General features: G+C 70.2%; 14 protein-coding genes. 7 read left to right on the top strand and 7 right to left on the bottom strand.

What is annotated here, in order from left to right; translation table 11 throughout:
• The first annotated feature begins 71 nt into the window (after positions 1–71).
• The 3 genes from ACQPWZ_RS18790 to ACQPWZ_RS18800 all read left to right on the top strand — a co-directional run bounded on the left by ACQPWZ_RS18790 (position 72) and on the right by ACQPWZ_RS18800 (position 3,227).
• Positions 72–2,108 (top strand): FAD-dependent oxidoreductase, encoded by a 2,037-nt coding sequence (locus ACQPWZ_RS18790; protein ID WP_433571918.1) that lies wholly within the window; start codon positions 72–74, stop codon positions 2,106–2,108.
• A gap of 116 nt (positions 2,109–2,224) precedes the next feature.
• Positions 2,225–2,764 (top strand): PadR family transcriptional regulator, encoded by a 540-nt coding sequence (locus tag ACQPWZ_RS18795; protein WP_340474242.1) that lies wholly within the window; start codon positions 2,225–2,227, stop codon positions 2,762–2,764.
• A gap of 268 nt (positions 2,765–3,032) precedes the next feature.
• Entirely contained in the window at positions 3,033–3,227 is a 195-nt protein-coding gene (locus ACQPWZ_RS18800; RefSeq protein ID WP_356704782.1) for a hypothetical protein, read from the top strand.
• Between the two features lie 21 nt (positions 3,228–3,248).
• On the opposite strand, the gene ACQPWZ_RS18805 is transcribed toward ACQPWZ_RS18800, so the two are convergent.
• Positions 3,249–4,349 carry a magnesium and cobalt transport protein CorA gene (locus ACQPWZ_RS18805; RefSeq protein WP_340477926.1) on the bottom strand — a complete coding sequence of 367 codons (1,101 nt, stop codon included), beginning with the start codon at positions 4,347–4,349 and terminating at the stop codon, positions 3,249–3,251.
• Between the two features lie 274 nt (positions 4,350–4,623).
• On the opposite strand from ACQPWZ_RS18805, the gene ACQPWZ_RS18810 reads away from it, so the two are divergent.
• Positions 4,624–5,163: a DM13 domain-containing protein gene (locus ACQPWZ_RS18810; protein ID WP_433573836.1), complete on the top strand. Its 540-nt coding sequence runs from the start codon at positions 4,624–4,626 to the stop codon at positions 5,161–5,163.
• A gap of 60 nt (positions 5,164–5,223) precedes the next feature.
• Here ACQPWZ_RS18810 and ACQPWZ_RS18815 read toward each other — a convergent pair whose 3' ends face one another.
• A complete protein-coding gene (locus ACQPWZ_RS18815; RefSeq protein ID WP_356704779.1) occupies positions 5,224–6,051 on the bottom strand; it encodes a mycofactocin-coupled SDR family oxidoreductase in 828 nt (275 codons plus the stop codon).
• Between the two features lie 557 nt (positions 6,052–6,608).
• Between ACQPWZ_RS18815 and ACQPWZ_RS18820 the strand changes: the two genes are divergently transcribed.
• The gene (locus ACQPWZ_RS18820; protein ID WP_356704778.1) at positions 6,609–6,995 is read left to right on the top strand and encodes a hypothetical protein; all 387 of its coding nucleotides are present in this window, start codon (positions 6,609–6,611) and stop codon (positions 6,993–6,995) included.
• A gap of 25 nt (positions 6,996–7,020) precedes the next feature.
• On the opposite strand, the gene ACQPWZ_RS18825 is transcribed toward ACQPWZ_RS18820, so the two are convergent.
• Positions 7,021–7,986, bottom strand: a complete 966-nt coding sequence (locus ACQPWZ_RS18825) for a LuxR C-terminal-related transcriptional regulator (RefSeq protein ID WP_433571919.1) — start codon at positions 7,984–7,986, stop codon at positions 7,021–7,023.
• 232 nt (positions 7,987–8,218) lie between these two features.
• Between ACQPWZ_RS18825 and ACQPWZ_RS18830 the strand changes: the two genes are divergently transcribed.
• Positions 8,219–8,770: a hypothetical protein gene (locus ACQPWZ_RS18830; protein ID WP_383235065.1), complete on the top strand. Its 552-nt coding sequence runs from the start codon at positions 8,219–8,221 to the stop codon at positions 8,768–8,770.
• A gap of 15 nt (positions 8,771–8,785) precedes the next feature.
• On the top strand, positions 8,786–9,391 hold the full coding sequence (locus tag ACQPWZ_RS18835; RefSeq protein WP_313945186.1) for a response regulator transcription factor: 606 nt from the start codon (positions 8,786–8,788) through the stop codon (positions 9,389–9,391).
• A gap of 95 nt (positions 9,392–9,486) precedes the next feature.
• Here ACQPWZ_RS18835 and ACQPWZ_RS18840 read toward each other — a convergent pair whose 3' ends face one another.
• The 4 genes from ACQPWZ_RS18840 to ACQPWZ_RS18855 form a co-directional block, all read right to left on the bottom strand.
• Positions 9,487–10,596 (bottom strand): 3-dehydroquinate synthase II, encoded by a 1,110-nt coding sequence (locus tag ACQPWZ_RS18840; RefSeq protein ID WP_356704776.1) that lies wholly within the window; start codon positions 10,594–10,596, stop codon positions 9,487–9,489.
• Complete coding sequence (locus ACQPWZ_RS18845; protein ID WP_433571920.1) at positions 10,568–11,500, bottom strand: 2-amino-3,7-dideoxy-D-threo-hept-6-ulosonate synthase; 933 nt, start codon at positions 11,498–11,500, stop codon at positions 10,568–10,570. Before ACQPWZ_RS18845 ends, ACQPWZ_RS18840 begins: the two co-directional genes overlap by 29 nt.
• Positions 11,397–13,151 carry a class I adenylate-forming enzyme family protein gene (locus ACQPWZ_RS18850; RefSeq protein ID WP_433571921.1) on the bottom strand — a complete coding sequence of 585 codons (1,755 nt, stop codon included), beginning with the start codon at positions 13,149–13,151 and terminating at the stop codon, positions 11,397–11,399. Before ACQPWZ_RS18850 ends, ACQPWZ_RS18845 begins: the two co-directional genes overlap by 104 nt.
• 75 nt (positions 13,152–13,226) lie before the next feature.
• Positions 13,227–14,690 (bottom strand): multicopper oxidase family protein, encoded by a 1,464-nt coding sequence (locus tag ACQPWZ_RS18855; RefSeq protein ID WP_433571922.1) that lies wholly within the window; start codon positions 14,688–14,690, stop codon positions 13,227–13,229.
• Positions 14,691–14,796: the final 106 nt, after the last annotated feature.

Consider the following 14,796-nt stretch of genomic DNA (forward strand, 5'->3'; position numbering starts at 1 on the left):
TTGCACCTTGTTGCAAAACAAGTGATCGACGGATAGAACTGAAAGCCACGACCCGTCCCGTGGAGGCCCCGATGAGCCAGCCGAGCACCGGCCCGTACCCCCATCTCCTGAGCCCGCTCGACCTCGGGTTCACCACGCTTCCCAACCGCGTGCTGATGGGCTCGATGCATGTGGGCCTCGAAGAGGCGGAGAACGGGTTCGAGCGCATGGCCGCCTTCTACGCGGCCCGCGCCCGTGGCGGCGTGGGGCTCATCGTCACCGGCGGTATCGCGCCCAACGACCGCGGCCGGCCGTACGAAGGCGGCGCCAAGCTCACCACCGAGGCCGAGGCGGCCCAGCACCGCACCGTCACCGACGCGGTGCACGCCGAGGGCGGCCGGATCGCGCTCCAGATCCTGCACTTCGGCCGGTACGCGTACCACGCGGACCTCGTCGCTCCCAGCGCGCTGCAGGCCCCCATCAGCCCGTTCGTGCCGCACGCCCTCTCCGATGAGGAGATCGAGGAGACGATCGAGGACTTCGTGCGCACCGCCGCGCTCGCGCAGTCCGCCGGCTACGACGGCGTCGAGATCATGGGCTCCGAGGGCTACTTCATCAACGAGTTCATCGCGAGCGCCACCAACCACCGCACCGACCGCTGGGGCGGCTCGTACGAGAACCGCATCCGGCTGCCGCTGGAGATCGTCCGCCGTACGCGCGAACGGGTCGGCCCCGACTTCATCCTGATCTACCGGCTCTCCATGCTCGACCTGGTCCCCGGCGGCTCCACGCTGGAGGAGGTCGTCACGCTCGCCCAGCAGATCGAGGCGGCCGGCGTGACCATCATCAACACCGGCATCGGCTGGCACGAGGCCCGCATCCCCACCATCGCGACCTCCGTGCCGCGCGGTGCCTACAGCTGGGTCACGAGCCGGCTGATGGGGTCCGTCTCCGTGCCGCTCATCACCAGCAACCGCATCAACACCCCCGAGACCGCCGAGCAACTGCTCGCCGAGGGCCGCGCGGACATGGTGTCGCTGGCGCGGCCCTTCCTCGCCGACCCCGAGTTCGTGGCCAAGGCGCAGGCCGGCCGCGCGGAGTCGATCAACACCTGCATCGGCTGCAACCAGGCCTGCCTGGACCACACGTTCAGCGGGAAGCTCACCTCCTGCCTGGTCAATCCGCGCGCCTGCCACGAGACCGAGCTGGTGCTCTTCCCCACCCGGCTGCGCAAGCGCGTCGCCGTCGTGGGCGCCGGGCCCGCCGGTCTCGCGTGCGCGGTCTCGGCCGCCGAGCGCGGACACACCGTCACCCTCTTCGACGGCGCCGACGAGATCGGCGGACAGCTGAACATCGCCAAGCGGATCCCGGGCAAGGAGGAGTTCGACGAGACGCTGCGCTACTTCCGCAACCAGCTGGAGACGCACGGCGTGGAGGTCCGCCTCGGTGCCCGCGTCACCGCCGACACCTTCGCGGCGGACGAGTACGACGAGATCGTCGTCGCCACCGGAGTGACGCCGAGGACCCCCGAGATCCCGGGCGTCGACCACCCGAGTGTCGTCAGCTACCTCGACGTCCTGCGCGACGGCGCACCCGTCGGCGAGCGCGTCGCGGTCATCGGCGCCGGCGGCATCGGCTTCGACGTGGCGGAGTTCCTCACCGACGACGGCGAGGGCGCGAGCCTGGACGCGGGGACGTACTTCCGTCAGTGGGGCGTCGACACCGAGTACCAGGGGCGCGGCGGGCTCACCGAGGCGAAGCGCACCGCACCGGCCCGGGCCGTGCATCTGCTCCAGCGCAAGACCGGCAAGGTCGGCGCCGGGCTCGGCAAGACGACGGGCTGGATCCACCGCACCGAGCTCAAGCACCGCGGGGTGACGATGACCCCCGGTGCGACCTACGAGCGCATCGACGACGAGGGACTGCACCTCACGGTCGACGGCACGGCCACGGTCCTGCCCGTCGACACGGTGGTGCTGTGCGCGGGCCAGGAGCCGCAGCGCGGACTGTTCGACGAGCTGGCCGCGGCCGGCCGCTCGGTCCATCTCATCGGCGGCGCCGATGTGGCCGCCGAGCTGGACGCGAAGCGCGCCATTGACCAGGGCACCCGCCTCGCGGCCGCGCTGTGACGGTCCGTCGCCGGCTCACGGACAACTCTTCGGGCGGTGCCCTCGGCGTCCCGCCTGTTCCGTCGCGGTCCTCGGGCGGCCGACGGCGCTTTCCGGACACTCCCTAGGATCGGGCCATGTCGCTCCCGCACGCCATCCTCACGGCCCTGCTCGAAAAGCCCTCCTCGGGCCTGGAGCTGACCCGCCGCTTCGACAAGTCGATCGGCTACTTCTGGTCGGCCACCCATCAGCAGATCTACCGCGAGCTGGGCAAGCTGGAGCAGGCGGGCCAGATCCGGGCGCTGCCGGCGGCGCAGCCGACACGTGGTCAGAAGAAGGAGTACGAGGTGCTGCCCGCGGGCCGTGCCGAGTTGGCCGCCTGGGTGGCGCGGCCGGAGGACCCGAGGCCGGTCCGCGACCCGCTGCTGCTGCGGCTGCGGGCCGCGGGCGTGGTGGGCGGCACCGGGCTCCGGGAGGAGCTGGAGCGCCATCTCGCTCTGCACCGGCGGCAGTTGGAGCAATACCGCGAGATCGAGGAGCGCGACTTCGCGCCGGAGCGGACCGTCACCGAGCAGGACGCGCTGCGGCACATGGTGCTGCGCGGGGGCATCGAGCTGGAGTCGTTCTGGACGAAGTGGCTCACCGAGACCCTGGCGGCGCTGCCCGCCACGCCCTGAACCCGCCACGCCCTGAACCCGGCGCGTCCCGGCCGGGACGCGCGGCCGCCCGTGCTCGTCGAAGGCCGTCGCAGGCTGTCGAACCCTCGTCGCACGGGCGTGCGACCTTTCGACTCTCATCGAAAAGCTCGCGCCGGCGGGGCTGTCCGATGAGAATCGCGATCAGGCGGACCGGACAGCTCCGTTCTCGGCAGGGCTACGGGGGTGGCCTGCCGAGGACGGAGCAGTCCGGCGTGCGGGAGCTGACGGGCCGTGAGACGGTCGCCGGGTGAGGGATTCCTTGATCGTCGCCATGGTCGCCGCCTGCTCGGCCGGCGCACTCGCCCTGCTGGTCACTTCGGCCCTCGGCCTGGCACGCACCGGCCGTGGCGATCCCTCCGACGAAGCGCGTGCCGTGACGCTCGCGCTGTACGGCTGTGCGGTCGCCGTCGGGACGCTGGGGATGTTCGTCACGCTCCTGTGAGCGGCGGTCGGCCGGGCCGGCTCACAGCCAGCCGTTGCGGCGGAAACTGCGGTGGATCACCAGACAGGCGACCACCATGACGGCCATCACCACCGGATAGCCGAAGGGCGAGCGCAGCCCCGGCATGTGCTCGAAGTTCATTCCGTACGCACCGCACACCATCGTCGGTACGGCCACGATCGCCGCCCACGCGGTGATCTTCCGCATGTCCTCGTTCTGGGTGACGGTCACCTGCGCCAGATGCGCCTGGAGGATCGAGTCGAGCAGGGCGTCGTAGGAGGTGATCTGCTCGTTGATCCGCGCCAGATGGTCGACGAGGTCGCGGAAGTACGGCTGTATCTCCGGGCCGACCGGCGGCAGTGGTGTGGTCGCCAGGGCCCGCATCGGCCTGTCCAGCGGCGCCACGGCCCGCTTGAGCTCCAGCAGTTCGCGCTTGAGCTGGTAGATCCGCCCGGGGTCCGCCCGCCCCGCCGACGCGTCGAAGACGGTGCTCTCGACGTCGTCGACGTCGGTCTGCACGGACTCGGCGACGACGAGGTAGTCGTCGACGATCCGGTCGGCTATCGCGTGCAGCACGGCGGCCGGCCCCTGGGACAACTGCTCGGTGTCCGCTTCGAGGGCCTCGCGGAGCGGGCCGAGCGAGCCGTGGCTGCCGTGCCTGACGGTGATGACGAAGTTCGTCCCGGTGAAGACCATGAGCTCGCCGGTGTCCACGACCTCGCTGGAGCACGTGAGTTCCTCGTGCTCGACATAGCGGCAGGTCTTGAAGACGGCGAACAGCGTGCCGTTGCGGGTGCCGTCCCCCTCGTATCGCTGGAGCTTGGGCCGCTGGTGCGCGTGCACCGCGTCCGCCACGGCGAGCGGGTGCAGCCCGAAGAGCTCGGCGAGACCGGCGAACTCGGCCTCCGTCGGCTCGTGCAGCCCGATCCAGACGAAGCGGCCCTCGTGCTTGCGGACCTGGCGCAGGGCGTCCTCGGCGGAGGCGTGGCCCGACAGACGCTTCCCGTCCTCGTAGACCACGCAGTTGACGACCGAGCTGCCGAGCGGCGACCTCGCCGGGTGGCTGAGGTCGACGCGGGGTTTGTGCGCACGCCCCACGGCACGGCGCAGGGTGCGGATCATCGGCACGGCGGAGCTCCTTCGAACGACCGCCGGTCAGTGTGCCACCCGAGCGTGTCCGCTGTCGTCGGCGCAGGTGGGGGCTTCGGTGGCGGGGCGGTCGCCCGGCGTTCGGGTGCCTGCGTGTTCGAGCGCCGCGCGGAGGACGTCAGACTTTCGTCACCGGCCCATGGCCACCGTCGCGGCCTCCGCTGCCGTTGAATGCCATGGAGGGCCGAGCGGATCCCGACGGGGGACGACGCCGGAGACACGACGGGGAGTGGATCACATGCGGGCGATGCTGCGACGGCCGGTGGTCGTCGGACTGCTGCTTCTGGGGCTGGCCGCGGGCGCCGTCGGTGCCGTGTGGTTCCAGCCGTGGAAGCTGTGGGTGGACGAGACCGTACGCGAGGACCTGCCGGCGGCGGCCCCCGCCGGGGTGCCGGAGCAGGGCGCCGCTGCCGACCCCCCGGCGCAGGCCCAGCCCCGCACCCTGGCCACCGGTGAGCTGATCAGCCATGAGCACCGGACGACCGGCACGGTGAAGATCGTGCGGCTGGCCGACGGCTCGCACGTGCTCCGGCTGGAGAACCTCGACACCAGCAACGGCCCCGATCTGCGCGTCCTGCTGGCGGATGCTCCGGTGAAGGAGGGCACGGCCGGGTGGCGTGTCTTCGACGACGGGAAGCACACGGCTGTCGGCAAGCTGAAGGGCAACAAGGGCGACCAGAACTACGCGCTGCCGCGAGACGTCGATCCGGCCGACTACACCAGCGTGAGCATCTGGTGCGACCGTTTCGACGTCTCGTTCGGCGCCGCGGAGCTCGCTCCCGTATGACCCGGCCCGATCCGAACGAAGGGGCCAAGGGCTGTCCCGTCATCCCCGGCGGGACAGCCCTTAGCCGGCGTTGGAGGCGCTGAGCCCGGCGGACAGTGTCATGGCCTCGCCGTTGAGGAATCCGCCGGTGTCCGAGAGCAGATGGAGCACCGCCGCGGTGACGTCCTCGGGTTCCATCAGCCCGGGCCCCTGACCCTCCAGCACCGGCAGGACGTCCTCCCGCGCCGGGTCGTCCAGATCGGGCCGCAGCAGCCGGTACGTGGCCCGGTTGTGGATCATCGTCGTGTTCACCCCGGCGGGCAGCACCGCGTTCACGGTGATGCCGTGCTCGGCCACCTCCAGCGCCAGGGACTTCACCAGCCCGATCACGCCCCACTTGGCAGCCGCGTAGTGCGCGCTGTTCTTCGCGCCCATCCGGGCGACGATGGAGGAGGTGGCGACGATCCGTCCGTAGCCCTGCTCGATCATGTGCGGCACGACCGCGCGGAACGAGTGGAAGACGCCGGTCAGATTGACGTCGATCATCTCCTGCCACTGGAGGGCCTCCATCGAGGCGAGGGGGGAGGCGGACGCGATCCCGGCGTTGGCCAGCAGGAAGTCGATACGGCCGAACTCCTCCCGTGCCCGTGCCGCGACGTTCTCCATCTCCTGGAGACTGCGGACGTCGCCCATCAGGGCGATGCAGCGCCGGCCGGTGGACTCCACCAGGTCGACCGTGCGGGCCAGTTCGGCCTCGCTGCCCAGCGGATAGGGGACGCTCTCCAACTCCCCGGCGATGTCGCACGTCACGATGTCGGCGCCTTCACGCGCCAGGGCCACGGCATGCGCCCGTCCCTGCCCCCGCGCGCCACCGGTGATCAACGCGACCTTGCCGTCGAACTTCCCCACTGCGTGTGCCTCCTCGACGCGAGCCTGTCCGGACCGAACCTATGGTCGGAACCGGCGCGCCACCAGACGGCATCCGAGGGTGTCCGCCGTACCACCGACGTGCTTCTCATCGCCCGGCCCGACCCTGAGGGACGCCCCGCGTTTCAGGAATTCCTGAAATGACAGGGGCAGAAGCGGACGCCTCCTTACCGGTGGCAAGCATTCCGCCGAGGAATGGCAGATGATCACCGATCGCACGCTGTCCGGGACCGGTGCGCTCGGCCACCGCGCAGACCCGTCCTTCGCCACGGCCTGACCATTGCACCGTCCTGAACTGCTGTTTCTCCCCACAGGGGCCGGAGTTGGCGCCGCTGTCCGGCATGAACCGGCCACGTCCGCGGCAGGCACCTTCATGCCAGGCAGGTTCCTGGTCTGGCCGAAAGCAGACAACAGCACGGGGTCGGTGATTTCCTCTTGTTACGCAGTCGAAAGGCCCCCGGGCCGGCCGGCCGCCGGACAACTTCTTCCGAATGGAAACACTGCCGCATTCGTATCCACCGCACGAATGGAGACGATCAATGTCACGTGTAACCCGCTGTACCGCCGCCGCTTCCGTCATAGCCGCCACCGTTCTCGGCTCGCTTCTCTTCTCCTCGCCGGCGCAGGCCGCCGGGCAGCAGGGGCCGGCCGCGTCGGTGCAGATCTCCCAGACGCCGAGCGGCGAGGACGACTTCGTCTGGCCGCAGCCGAAGACCGAGCCCGGCACGGACGGTGCGCAGAGCGCCCGCGGCGCGGACCGGACGGCGGCCAAGGACGGCAAGGACGACTTCGTGTGGCCGCAGCCCCAGGGCGAGCCGGGCGTCCCGGACGACTTCGTCTGGCCGATCCTGGGCGAACTCCCCGACCTCCCGGGCCTTCCCGGAATCCCGGACGACTTCGTCTGGCCGACCCCGCCGAAGAGGTGACTACGTTGTCAGCGCAGCAGCTTCGTCAGATCCACTCCCGCCGGGTCGCCTGCACGCCGGCCTCGAACCGGCTCGACGCGCCCAGCCGGTCCATCAGCTCGGCCACGATGCGGCGTTCGGTGCGGACACCGATACCCAGAGCACGCGCCACCGCGTCGTCGGTGAGACCCGTGGCCAGCAGCTGGAGCAACTTGCGTTCCTGCGCGGTCAGTCCGCCGGGGTGTGAGTCCGCCGGGGTGTTGAGGGGGCTGGCATGCTCCCAGTACGCCTCGAACAGGGCGCGCATGGCGTGCACCACGGGCGGGTTGCTGAACAGCAGCGCGGACGGCTGTGCCTGTCCCGGCAGACCCGCGACGACCGCGGCCGTGGTGTCGACGATGAGCAGTCGCATCGGCAGGGTCGGCGAGGTGCGTATCTCGCTGCGGCGCTCGGCCATCCACTGAGCGTGGGCCTTGGTCACCCGGTCGTTGGCGACGCTGTCGAGATAGATGGAGCGGAATCGTACTCCCCGGGCGAGCGCTCGTTCGTTGAGCGGCCGGCCGGCCTCGATCGACTCCTCCGTCAGTGCGTTGACGGGGTGGAAGGCGAGGGACTCCGCGACACAGGACTCGGCCAGTGCTTCGAGGCGGATCCGGATGTCGTCGACGTTGTCGAGGTGTTCCGTGCCGCCGAGCGACTCGGTTCCCCCGGACGCGGTGTATTCGGCGGCGAGAGCGGCGAGAGCCGTGCGGTTCTGCTCGATCTGCTGTTGGCGCCAGGCCAGTTCGTCCTGCTCCCGCTGGAGCAGGACCTTGAGACCGAGTGCCGGGTTGACGGCCCGCAGCCGGCCCGGACTGTCCCGGGACGGTGCCAGCAGAGAGAGCTTGGACAGCCGGCCGAGTGCGGCCTCCACCTCCTCCGGTGTGCTGTCCAGAAGCTTGGCGAGCTGCACGGGGTCGTGTTCCTTGTGGAACAGGATCGCGCGATAGACGCCAAGGGTCTGTTGATCCAATGACGAAACCTCGTCCACGTGGCATTTCCCCCTTGAACCACGGTTGAACGGAACTTCACTGCGAAACAAGGGCACGCACGCGGAGGTGCACCTGGTTCCCGCGCGAGCAAGTCGGCTTCACGGGCGGGCCCCATCTGTTCACACATTTGGCACGTTACCTGCTCGTCGTACCCACCAAAAGGGATCTACGACTGCCGCCGGGTTCTGCCCGCGCACATCCTCAGGAGTCCTCATGCCGTTCGCCGGGCCCCACCCTCCCGCGCCGCTCGACGGCTGCATCGTGCTCGTGGTCGACGCCACCACGGGCGCCGGCCGGATCGTGACCGCACGACTGTGTGCGGCCGGTGCCGCGGTCGCCGTCGTCGGGGCCGGACACCCCGGGCGGGGCGACGACGCGGCCACCAAGGCGGCTTTCCTGTGCAAGGAACTCGCGGACATCGATCGTGTGGCGCTGCCGTACCGGACGGACATCGACGACCTCGACATGGTGCGCGAGCTGCCGGCGCAGATCGCCTCCGACCTCGGGCCGGTCTCGGCCTCGGTCGTCGTCATTCCGTCCGGCCCGGGAACGGACAGGCTCGCGGAAAGGTTCCGCGCCGCGTCCCGGGTGATCGCCGCCGCACTCCCCGAGGGAGCCCGGCACATCGAACTCGCATCGGACACCGCCGCCGGCGCCGGCCAGGACGAAGAACTGGCCCGCCGTGTGGTCGAACAGCTTCTCAGCGGAGCGGACTGCCCGCCGGACGCACTGCCGTCGGCCGGGCCACCGGTCACAGCACACTGATTGTGGGGGCACAGCATGTCGATACGCGTCGTCGTCGCCGGTGATCACCAGCTCGTGCTGGAAGCGTTCGCCGAGACACTCAACGGAACGGACGGTCTGGAGGTGGTGGGCCTCGCGACCACCTTCGAGGCCGTACTGCCCACCGTCGAACGGTGCAGGCCGACCGTTCTCCTGCTCGGCGAGAGCACCATGGGCGGCAAGGCGCTGCGGATCGCGACCGATGTCCGCTCCCACCACCCCGGCTGCGGCGTCGCGTTGATGGTCGGCACGGCGACTCCGGCCGTGGTGGACCGTGCGGTGGCGGCGGGCGCCCTGGGCATCGTGCCGAAGAACGGCCGGCTGCCGCAGCTGATCACCACGCTGATCGGCGTCGCCGGCGGCTGTCTCACCGTCGACCCGGCCCTGATCCGGCCGCCGGTCACGGGCGACACCTCGCTCAGCATCCGCGAGCTGGACGTGCTGCGGCTGACAGCGGGCGGAGCCACCGTCAAGGAGATTGCGGGGGAGCTCTATCTGGCCTCGGGGACCGTGCGCAATCTGACGTCGGCGGCCATCAAGAAACTCGGCGGGCGCAACCGCTTCGATGCCGCCCGCATCGCGGTGGAACAGGGGTGGCTGTGAGGCGGCGACAGAGGTCCGGACACGCGCCGGCCCCGGCACCAGGCGTGCCGGGGCGGGGCGTCCGGGAGCTGTTCGTCCGTCTGCACGGACTGCTGCTACTGCTCCAGGCAGAACTCGTTGATCGGGTAGCCGACATGGCGGTCGGCCGTCGGAAGGTGACCGAGGATGGTGTCGCCCGGCTTCAGTTCGGTGCTGTTGAGGACCGCGGCGCCCGGGCCGAGGACCCGGACGTGCCAGTCGTCCTGGAGGATCAGGTTGACGGCCTGGCCGTTGGGCGCGACCGCGTCGATCGAGATGAGCGGACGGGTCTCTATCTTGACCCGGCCGACGCTGACCGGACGCGTCTGGCCCTTGACGTCGACGGCCAGCACGGTGCTGCCGGCGTGGAGTTCGCTCAGATAGTGGGTCCGGCCGTTCTGGGAGACGGTGTACGAGTGCAGGGCGCCGGCGTTGACCCGGAACGGGCGCGTGGGCATGTACGGCAGCGGATGGGTTTCGCTGACGCACAGCACCATGCCCTTGGAGTGCGACCCGACGAGGATGCCCTCGTCCTTGCGGAAGTACGTCGTGGTGTCGACGCAGGCGCGCTCGCCCATGCCGATGTGACTGGCCGCGGTGACCTTGAGCTCCACCAGCTCGATCTTCCCCGTGCGGGACGTGGCCGCTGTGCGCAGGGCGGTGGCGTCGCCGACGGTCAGCCCCTGCATCAGGACGCCGTCCGAGCCGAGTTCGAGTACGCCGAAGATGATCTCGGCCTCCTCGGGGTTCGACGCCGTGGTGACGATCGAGCCCGGGGCGCCGGTGGCGGCCGCGATGACGATCTCCAGCGGGATCTTCGTGGGGTCACGGAAGTTGAGGATGCTCCAGTTCTCCAGGCGGGCCGCGAGGCAGGCGTCCTCGAGGGTGTCCGCGTCCACGATCTCGACGTACCGTCCGAATTCGACGTCCGGATGGGCGGCGGCGAGCTCGGCGCGGGCGTCCCGGCCGCCGGGGACGATCACGAGGTCGGCGCCGCTGAGGTCGTCCGGGACCACGCCGTCCTCGAAGAGCAGGATCTTGCGGACTGTCGGGGGCAGGCCGGCGAAGGCGGCCGGGTCGGCGGCGACGATGCCGTCGATGCGCTGGTGCAGAGCTTCTTCGAGTACTGCCGCGGTCGCGGTGCCGGCGTTGCGGATGTCAAGCCAGCACAGTTTGGCGTCCGTCATGGTGGGGCCCTCCTGTCGTGTGGTGGATCTCGTTGTCGTCGACGTGGTCGGGGGTCAGCCGTTCGTCGGCGAGCCGCTCGTCGTCGAGCTGTCCGGCCACGAACGGACCCGGGTGGAAGTGCTGTTCGGGGAAGTGGTGGACGAGCCGGGCGACCTTGGCGGCCAGCCGGCGCGGGTCGCGCGCCTGGAAGATGTTGCGGCCCATCGCCACCCCGCCCGCGCCGCCGGCGAGAGCGTCCCGGACGTACGCGAGGACGTCCTCCTCCCGTGCGAGGGCAGGGCCGCCCGCGACGAGAACCGGCACCGGGCAGGCGGCGGTGAGGTCGAGCATCTCCGCCGTCGACCCGAGGAAGACGGTCTTGACGAGGTCGGCCCCCAGGTCGGCGGCGATCGTCACGGCGTGCGCGACGGTCGCCGGGTCCCGGGGGTCGGTGATGCGTGGGCCGCGCGGGTACACCATGGCCAGCAGCGGGAGGTTCCAGCGGTCGCAGGCGTCCGCTATCCGCCCGAGGTCGCCGATCTGCTGGCGCTCGTCGTCGGAGCCGAGGTTGACGTGGACGCTGACCGCGTCCGCGCCGAGCCGCAGCGCCTCCTCGACCCCGGCCACGATGTACTTCGCGGTGGGGTCGAGTGCCTGACTGGTGCTCGCGTTGAGGTGGATGATCAGCGACATCGCGGCGAACCGCTCCGGACTGATGTGCCGCACACTGCCCTTGTGCACGACGACGGCGTCCGAACCGCCGGCCGCGAGTCGGCCGGCGAGCTGGTCGAGGGTGGTGCCCTTCGGCACGACCGGGCCGTCATGGATCGAGTGGTCGAGAGGGGTGATCATCAGGCCGGCCGTGCTGTGGCGATAGAGCCGTCGCAGCCGCAGTGACCGGGCGAAATGGCCGAATGTGGTCATGAAGCGCCCTTTCTTGTTCGCGGGTGGGCGTGATCGTGGGCGGGGTTCCTGAGGTCGGCTGCTCGTTCTGTCGTGGTGCACCTCCGTGGTCGGACCGGGCGCGAGGAGGCGTCCGGGTGTCGTGGGCCGGGGTGGTCATGGCGCGCAGATAGGCGCGGTCGGGTTTGCCCGAGGGGGTGAGCGGAAGCTGGGGCCACACCGAGATCCGGACGGGGGTGTGTTCCGGAGTCAGCGTCGCGGCCACGAATCCCCGGAGGTCGCAGGAGGTGCGCGGGGCGCCGTTGCGCAGCTCGACCGCGGCGTGCACCTGCTCGACGAGGTCGCTGTCGCGGACCCCGAAGACGGTGGCCTGGCGGACCTGCGGATGCCGCAGCAGGGCGCCCTCGATCGCCGCCGGGTCGAGCTTGAGACCGCCGTGCTTGATCACGTCACCGACGCGGCCGTCGAGACGCAGATAGCCGTAGCGGTCCCAGTGCCCGAGGTCGCCGGTGCGCAGCCAGCCGTCCTTGAGGGTGGCGCCGGTGAGCTCCTCGTCGTCCAGGTAACCGGCCGTCACGGTCGGCGACTTCACCCAGATCTCGCCGGTCTGCCCACGCTCGGCCGGGACCGGACTGCCGGCCACCCGGATCTCCAGTGCCACCCACGGGAAGGGCCGGCCGACGGTGCCGAGCAGCTCGGGTTCGCGGTGGTCCAGCGGGGTCAGACAGGTGATGCCGCCCGCCTCGGTGGAGCCGTAGACCTGGATGAGGACATCGCCGAAGATCTCGACCGCGCGCGCGACCCGGGCCGGGGCCGCGGGGGTGCCGCTGTAGGTGATGCGGCGGAGCGAGGTGAGGTCGGCCGTGGTGATGCCCGGATGGTCGAGCAGCCGGTAGAGGTGGGGCACCGCGAGATATACGTCGGTGACCCGGTGTTCGGTGAAGGCGCGCAGCACGGCCTCGGTCTCGAAGCCGTCGTGCAGGACCACCGTGCCGCCGGTGGACAGCACCGCGTCCGCCATCGGCGCCGTCGTGTGGCTGATGGGTGTGACGGACAACAGCGTCGCGGGTCCCCGGGGATCGAGGCCATGGGCGAGGCGGTCGACGAGTTCCTCACGGGTGCCGTAGCGCTGGGCCACCATTTTGGGGCGGCCCGTGCTGCCGCTGGTGAACTCGACGGAGGCGAGCGCCTCCGGCCGTACGGGCGGGAAGTGCGTGGGCAGGGCGGCGCGCGCCGGCGCCTCCCGGGGGATCGGCAGCACGGTGAGTCCGGGCAGCCGTCTGGCCAGCCACCGCCCGCGCTGGGCGCTCTCCTCGTCCACCAGGAGCAGGAACGCGCCGATGTCCCGCAGCAGTTCGGTCTGGGTGGCCAGGGAGAACGTCTCGGTGTCGGTCCTCGGGTTCATCGACCGGATGTAGACGGACGTGGCCCCCAGGAGGTGGACGGCGTAGCGGGCGCTGAGCATCAGGGGATGGTTCGGTCCGGTGAGCACGCCCACCGCGTCGCCGTGTCCGATGCCGCGGGCGTGCAGGACGGCTGTCGTGCCGAGGACGGAGTCGCCCAGTTCACCCGCCGCGACGGTGGTGCCCGGCCCGTGCACGACGGCACGGGCCGGATCCCGTTCCAGTGCGTCCAGAATCCGTTGCGCATAGGTGCTGTTTCGGGTGGCCATGACCCTCCAATCTTCAAAGTCGGTGCATCACAGGTCGGGTGAGTGAGGAGGAAGGGGCCCGGGAATGCGGGCCGGTCACGTGATCTTCATCTGCGCCATCATTCCCATGGCGCTGTGGTCGATCATGTGGCAGTGATAGGGAAAGACCCCGCGGTGCGAATCGAAGGTGAGCTGGAGTTTCACCGTCTGGCCGGGGAAGAGCAGCACCGTGTCCTTCCATCCGGCCTCGGCGGGATAGACCGGCTGTCCGTCGCGTTCGAGAATGCGGAACTGCACCAGATGCGTATGGAAGTTGTGCGGGATGGTCGCGCTCTTGTTGGTGACGGTCCACAGTTCCGTGGTGCCCCACCGGATCTCGGTGTCGATGCGCTTCGCGTCGAACGTCTTCCCGTTGATGTACGCCTGGTGGCCGCCGGTCTCCGGCTCGTCCATCTGGAGCTCGAAGGTGCGCTCCACGGTCGGCTTCGCCAGGGCGGGCAGGGTGGTGAGGACGGCCGGGACGCGGCTGGGGTCGGCCACCTTCTCGCCCACGTCGAAACGCATCACCTTGCCGACCTGCTCGACCGGGCCGGGACCGATCAGGTTCTCCAGGACCAGCTGGGTTCCGGGGGCGTACTGCGCGAAGTCGATGACGAAGTCGGCGCGTTCGCCGGGGGACAGAACGAGCACCGGGGCGGGCGCCGGGGTCGGCAGCAGGCCGCCGTCGGAGCCGATCTGGGTCATCTGGCTGCCGTCGGACAGCCGCAGGATGAAGATGCGCAGGTTGGAGGAGTTGAGCATCCGGAAGCGGTACTTGCGTCCCTGGACCTTCATGTACGGCCAGGGCCGTCCGTTCACCATGATCGTGGTGCGGTTGAACGCGTCGTCCATCGTGTAGACCATCGCGCCCGCGTCGTCGAACTGCGCGTCCCGCAGGATCAGCGGCACCTCGTACGCACCGGACGGCAGCCCCAGGCGGTCCTCGGCCGCGTCGCCGAGGAGATAGAGGCCGGACAGCCCGCGGTAGACGTGCTCGGACTCCATGTGGTGGGCGTGGTCGTGGGTCCACAGGGTCGCGCCGGGCTGCTTGTTGGCGTAGACGTACGTCCTGCTGCGCCCGGGGGCGATCGTGTCCATCATGCCGCCGTCGTGTGCGACCGGGTTGTTGCCGCCGTGCAGATGCACCGAGGTGGGCATCTCCAGGGCGTTGATCTGCTTGACCACCGCCGTGCGCCCGGAACGGGCCCTGATGGTGGGGCCGGGGAACGAGCCGTTGTAGGTGAGGACGTCCGTACGCCGGCCGGGCAGGATCTCGTGGCTGGTGCGGCTCATGGTGACCGCGTAGAAGTCGGTGGTCCCCGTGCGCAGATAGGGCTTGAGGACCTTGGGCACAGGGAGCGGCACCGCGAAGGGGGTAACGGCCGGGGCGCCGGCCGCCGTTGCCGCCTTCGCGGTGCCGCTGGGGGTGGAGAGGGTCTGGAACACCCCGCCGGCCGCGCCGACCGCGCCGACGGCACCCGTGGTGAGACCGAGTCGTATTGCATGACGACGAGTGAGCACGAGATTTCCTTAGTGGCGAGGTGAATTCGTGCTACGAGCATGCGGCGGAACCGGTGAATGTCCGAGCGAGAGGGTTCTGCTGCTGTCATCTGTCACGTCATTCATG

Origin of the sequence: Streptomyces sp. CA-251247, assembly GCF_050952975.1 — a bacterium.
GTDB lineage: Bacteria > Actinomycetota > Actinomycetes > Streptomycetales > Streptomycetaceae > Streptomyces > Streptomyces achmelvichensis.

Coding starts and splice junctions, on each gene's coding strand:
- ACQPWZ_RS18840 (WP_356704776.1), bottom strand. CDS start 10,596: ATGACGGACGCCAAACTGTGCTGGCTTGACATCCGCAACGCCGGCACC.
- ACQPWZ_RS18845 (WP_433571920.1), bottom strand. CDS start 11,500: ATGACCACATTCGGCCATTTCGCCCGGTCACTGCGGCTGCGACGGCTC.
- ACQPWZ_RS18795 (WP_340474242.1), top strand. CDS start 2,225: ATGTCGCTCCCGCACGCCATCCTCACGGCCCTGCTCGAAAAGCCCTCC.
- ACQPWZ_RS18790 (WP_433571918.1), top strand. CDS start 72: ATGAGCCAGCCGAGCACCGGCCCGTACCCCCATCTCCTGAGCCCGCTC.
- ACQPWZ_RS18820 (WP_356704778.1), top strand. CDS start 6,609: ATGTCACGTGTAACCCGCTGTACCGCCGCCGCTTCCGTCATAGCCGCC.
- ACQPWZ_RS18850 (WP_433571921.1), bottom strand. CDS start 13,151: ATGGCCACCCGAAACAGCACCTATGCGCAACGGATTCTGGACGCACTG.
- ACQPWZ_RS18830 (WP_383235065.1), top strand. CDS start 8,219: ATGCCGTTCGCCGGGCCCCACCCTCCCGCGCCGCTCGACGGCTGCATC.
- ACQPWZ_RS18810 (WP_433573836.1), top strand. CDS start 4,624: ATGCTGCGACGGCCGGTGGTCGTCGGACTGCTGCTTCTGGGGCTGGCC.
- ACQPWZ_RS18835 (WP_313945186.1), top strand. CDS start 8,786: ATGTCGATACGCGTCGTCGTCGCCGGTGATCACCAGCTCGTGCTGGAA.
- ACQPWZ_RS18805 (WP_340477926.1), bottom strand. CDS start 4,349: ATGATCCGCACCCTGCGCCGTGCCGTGGGGCGTGCGCACAAACCCCGC.